Annotated in this window: 1 protein-coding gene; it reads left to right on the forward strand. The window is 73.6% G+C overall.

Annotated elements, in window-relative coordinates; all coding sequences use genetic code 11:
• Window positions 1-637, forward strand: a 637-nt coding sequence (locus tag CCN44_RS34995; protein WP_462509662.1) for a beta-xylosidase family glycoside hydrolase, incomplete at its 5' end; no start/stop codon positions are given.
• Window positions 638-996: the final 359 nt, after the last annotated feature.

The following is a 996-nucleotide window of genomic DNA, read 5'->3' on the forward strand; positions in this document are numbered from 1 at the left end:
CCCTCCGCCCCGTCAGGTCACCCCCATGACCGGTGTCGACACCTTCGACGGCACGACCCTGTCGCCGAGATGGGAGTGGAACCACAACCCGGACAACACCAAGTGGTCGGCCGGCAACGGGCTGACGCTCCGGACCGCCACCGTCACCGACGACCTGTACGGGGCCCGCAACACCCTCACGCACCGCATCCAGGGCCCGACCTCCACCGCCACGGTCCAGCTCGACCACTCCGCGATGCGGGACGGCGACCGGGCCGGACTCGCGCTGCTGCGTGACTCCTCCGCGTGGATCGGTCTGAAGCGCGACGGCGGCGTCACGCGGGTGGTGATGGTGAGCGGGCTGACCATGGACGGCAACTGGAACACCACCGGCACGGGCACCGACCTCGCGAGCGCGCCCGTCTCCGGGAGCCGGATCTGGCTGCGCGCCAACGCCGACATCCGCCCCGGCGGGCCACGCCCCGGGCGCTTCTCCTACAGCACCGACGGCATCACCTTCACCCGCCTCGGGCCCGACTTCTCCCTGGGCAACGACTGGCGGTTCTTCATGGGCTACCGGTTCGCCCTCTTCAACCACGCCACCCGGGCACTGGGCGGCGCGGTCCGCGTCACGCGGTTCGAGCTGTCCACGCCCTGAACTCGCCGATCCCGGCACACCCCCGCCCGCACCCGACCGTACGGGGAGAACCATGAACGCGCTCGAACGCCCCGGCCGGCGCCGGGCCCCGGTCCCGGCCGCAGGGACGTCGGCCACGGCGAGATGATCCGTGCCGGGCCACGACCGGACCCTCGCCCTTCCCGCGTGCCGGCTCCCCCACCTCCACCAGGGCAGAAGCCCGACGCGGGCGGTGACCACCACCTCCTTCCGTGGCGGCTCTTCGCCTGCTCACCCAGACCGGTTCGACCCGCTGACCGACTGCGGGGCCCCGGCTCGGACCGGGGCCCCGCCTCCCGCACCACCGTGTGCGCGCCTCGCCGTGCCCGCACGGGCACGGC

It is taken from the genome of Streptomyces tricolor (genome assembly GCF_002155905.1).
In the GTDB taxonomy this organism is placed as follows: Bacteria; Actinomycetota; Actinomycetes; order Streptomycetales; family Streptomycetaceae; genus Streptomyces; species Streptomyces tricolor.